The organism is Microtetraspora sp. AC03309 (genome assembly GCF_020826795.1).
GTDB lineage: Bacteria > Actinomycetota > Actinomycetes > Streptosporangiales > Streptosporangiaceae > Microtetraspora > Microtetraspora glauca.
Genome location: NZ_JADDIL010000171.1, coordinates 1 through 3,172 on the forward strand (window position 1 = coordinate 1; position 3,172 = coordinate 3,172).

Sequence of the window (3,172 nt, forward strand, 5' to 3'; positions counted from 1 at the left end):
GTATCTATTTAGTTGGCCGCTGTATGTTTCCCATCCAGATTCTCCGAATTCTGATCTGATTTCCGCAGGAGTCTTTAGCGTATTGCCGTTGAAGTACTCGGGCGATATATGGTTATTAGGGCCGTTTACTAACTCGGCGGCCACGGTATAGGCAGCTTGGGTGGAACCGTTGCCGAGTTGTCGATGGCTGTCGTCTACTGTTGTGGGGGTCGCGGTTGTTCCCTCTGGGAAATCCTCGGGTTTGGGTTCTGCTCCGACAATTCCCTGTTCAAACGCCGCATGGACGCGGCCTGCTCCAGCGACGTTCTCCCCTATGATGTCCCAAGCGGCTTTCTTCGTTTGCCAAGCGTCATGGGCGTGGTCATATGCGGCTCTTCATGATTGAGGGTGTAGAACGGTCAGCTGCTGTCGGCCTGTGATTGGGGTGTCTGGTTGGCTGGGTGTGTGCCGGAGGAGAAGCGGAAGAGTAAGAGGAAGAGCGCGGTGTCCGGGGGTGGTGTGGACCTGTCGATGCTGCAACAGCTGATGGCCGATGCTGGCCGGGATTTGTTCGCGGGAGTGTTCGATGAACCGACACCCGAGGTGGGAGCTGTGCCGGAGCGTGTGCGGGGTTTCCGGGTGCGGGTCGACCTGATGTACGCCAAGCCGCCGATCTGGCGTCGTCTGGTCCTGCCGGGTGACCTCGTGCTCGATGAGCTGCATGACGTGCTGCAGGTTGCGATGGGCTGGCAGGACGGTCATCTGCATAAGTTCGGTGTCGGGGCGGACCGGCGTACCCGTGCCTACTTCGTCACCAGATTTGATCTCAGCGAAGGCGACGACGGTCTCGTCGAGGACGGTGTGCGCCTGGATCAGGTGGTCTCCGGTAAGGGCGACCGGTTGTTCTATGACTACGACTTCGGCGACGGATGGGAGCACGTGCTGGTGGTCGAAGACGTTCTCGATGATCCACCTTCGGCTCCGGTGTGCCTGGCGGGCAAGATGGCCTGCCCGCCGGAGGATTGTGGTGGCTTGGGCGGCTATGAGGAATTGGCTGCGTGGGTTCGTGGCGGGTACGACCCGCGGGCAACACCGATGGGGCTGGGTGCGCAGGAGATGCGCGACTGGCTGCCCCGAGGCTGGCACCCCGATCGTTTCTCGGTGACCGAGACCAATGACGCTCTGGCCGCGTCGAATATGCGTTGAGGACTCTTCACTGCCGAGGTGCAAGGAGCTGAGTTCGGAAGCCTCCGGTCTCGAGCAGTGACCGGGCGATGTAGTTGGTGAGGTTGCGGAAGCCCAGCGCGGATCCGCGCAGGTGTTCGAGGCGGCCGTTGATCGCTTCGGTGGGCCCGTTGGAGGTGCCGGGGCGGTCGAAGTAGGCCAGCACGTCGGCGGCACGCTTCTTCAGGGTCCGTCCCAGGGTGATCAGTTCGGTCAGCGGCTTGGGAACGCCGGTGCTCAGCGTGGTGATCAGCGCCGCCATCATCGTGCGGCCTTTCGTGCGGTCGGGTTCACGATACGCGGCCACGGTGCGCTGATACATCTGCCAGGTGGCCTCGACTTCTGCGTGGGCGTCGGCGGCGAACAAGGCGGCCAGCCGGGTGCGCTGGCGGTCGGTGAGCAGATCGGCACCGGTGTGCAGGGTGCGTCGGCAGGTGTAGAGCGGGTCGGACTTGCGGCCGCGGTGCCCACATGTCGCCAGCTGCACCCGGCGGCGGCACTCATCGAGGGCGTTGCCAGCCAGGCGCACCACGTGGAAAGGGTCCATCACCGTCGCCGCCTCGGGCAGTTCCTCGGCGGTAGCGGTCTTGAACCCGGAGAAGCCATCCATAGCAACAACGTCCACGCCGTCACGCCAGTCCTGCGGCCGCTCGGCCAACCAGTCCTGAAACGCCTTTTTTGAGCGACCCTCGACCATGTCGAGCAGCCGAGCCGGACCGGTCCCGTCACGCACAGGGGTGAGATCGATGATGACGGTGACGTACCTGTCACCGCGACGGGTGTGCCGCCAGACGTGCTCATCGACGCCGATCACCGCCACGCCGTCGAAACGGGCCGGATCGGCGATCAGCACCCGTCGGCCTTCTGCCAGCACCGCGTTGTTGGCGGTGTTCCACGACACCGCGAGCGCTTCGGCGATGCGAGCCACGGATAGATGCTGGCAGACAATGGCTTCCAGCGCCCACCGCAGAGCACGCCGCGACAGCTTGGCACGTGGTTCGGCCATCCTGGTGGTGTCTTGTCGCCACACGTGGGCGCAGCCGGCGCACCGGTAGCGACGGATGGTCACCAGCAGTGTGGTGGGGCGCCACCCGAACGGCTCATGGGCCAGAGTACGGGTGAGGCTGTCGCGTGGGATGCCTTCTTCGCCGCAGCGACGACACCACCGGTCCTCGTCGGTCACCCGGCACGCCAGCACAGCACGGCCGGGCTCAAGGCGTTGTCCGGTCACCTGCAGCCCAAGTTCGTCGAGGCGGCAGAAAGTCGTCAGGTCAGCGCAGGCGAAGCCCGCCCGACCGGTAGCGTCAGGCACGTCGAGGTCTTTCGGATGAGGAGTGTAGGAACCCTCATTTTCGAGAGACCTCGACCTCTATCCCGGCAACGACGCGCCAACCACCTCTACACCCTCATCTGTGAAGAGCCGGTTTTCAGCTCTACCGCCAGGGTGGCCAAGGCGCTCAGCAGCAGGTCAGCGGTCGCAATCTGTGACGTATTGATCTTGCACGGCCTACCACCGGTTGCACCCGGCAATCCCTCGCACACCACACCGTGCGTTGCGGCGCAATAGTCGTGATAAATCCGCAATTTGCGCTCGCGCACGGTCAGAAACCCTTGCCTATCGTCTACGTTCTGCGCGCACAGGTGTCAGCTCCGGTCGAAAAGTGAGCAGGTAGTTCCGGTTGAAAAGTGAGCACTTCACCTTTCGATTGGAGAGTGATCACTGTGGAGGATTGGGCGGAGATTCGCCGGCTGTATCGGTCGGAGAAGCTGTCGCAGGCTGCGATCGCGCGGCAGTTGGCCCTGTCACGAAACACGGTGGCCAAGGCGCTGCGTTCCGAGGCGCCGCCACGGTATGAACGCAAGCCGGTAGTCACCTCGGCGTGGGCGCAGGTCGAGATGGCGGTCCGGGTGCTGCTGGGTCAGTTCCCGACAATGCCGGCAACGGTGATCGCCCAGCGGGTGGGGTGGA

The 3,172-nt window shown here is 63.7% G+C and carries 2 protein-coding genes and 1 pseudogene; 2 read left to right on the plus strand and 1 reads right to left on the minus strand.

The window, feature by feature from the left end; translation table 11 throughout:
* The first annotated feature begins 510 nt into the window (after positions 1-510).
* Positions 511-1,185, plus strand: coding sequence for a plasmid pRiA4b ORF-3 family protein (locus tag IMZ11_RS41950; RefSeq protein WP_079599407.1), 675 nt, complete (start codon positions 511-513; stop codon positions 1,183-1,185).
* Positions 1,186-1,192: 7 nt separating this feature from the next.
* Here IMZ11_RS41950 and IMZ11_RS41955 read toward each other — a convergent pair whose 3' ends face one another.
* Positions 1,193-2,515: an ISL3 family transposase gene (locus tag IMZ11_RS41955; protein WP_052545499.1), complete on the minus strand. Its 1,323-nt coding sequence runs from the start codon at positions 2,513-2,515 to the stop codon at positions 1,193-1,195.
* Between the two features lie 410 nt (positions 2,516-2,925).
* On the opposite strand from IMZ11_RS41955, the pseudogene IMZ11_RS41960 reads away from it, so the two are divergent.
* Positions 2,926-3,172 (plus strand): annotated as a pseudogene (locus tag IMZ11_RS41960) (IS21 family transposase); the annotation flags it as partial.

Bases quoted from the DNA above. Each gene is read 5' to 3' on its own strand.
- IMZ11_RS41950 (WP_079599407.1), top strand. From the start codon at position 511: ATGCTGCAACAGCTGATGGCCGATGCTGGCCGGGATTTGTTCGCGGGA.